1 pseudogene is annotated in these 275 nt (G+C 81.8%); it reads right to left on the bottom strand.

Annotation, left to right across the window (positions count from 1 at the left end):
• Window positions 1–275, bottom strand: a pseudogene (locus tag ACFU99_RS39355) (hypothetical protein); the annotation flags it as partial.

Below are 275 nucleotides of genomic sequence, written 5' to 3'. Positions count from 1 at the left end.
CCTCGCCCCGGGCCCGGGGGAGCTGCTCGCCGGGGCCCCCCGGGCCGGCGACGCCCTGGCTGCGCGGGGGGCCGGTGGGGCCGTCGTGGAGCCGGTCCACGGTGACGTTCTCGGTGGCGAGCCGCGCCCGGCGCAGCGTCAGGTCCCAGCCGTGCCCGCCGCGCAGGACGCCCAGCCGTACGGGCGTACCGGCGACGGCTCCCGTACGGCCCGTGCCGCCGTCGCCGTCACTGTCACCGCCCGCGCCGCGCAGCCGGGCGACGACCTCGGTGACG

It is taken from the genome of Streptomyces sp. NPDC057654 (assembly GCF_042800135.1).
Classification (GTDB): Bacteria; Actinomycetota; Actinomycetes; order Streptomycetales; family Streptomycetaceae; genus Streptomyces.
This window is presented reverse-complemented; position numbering and strand designations above follow the sequence as displayed.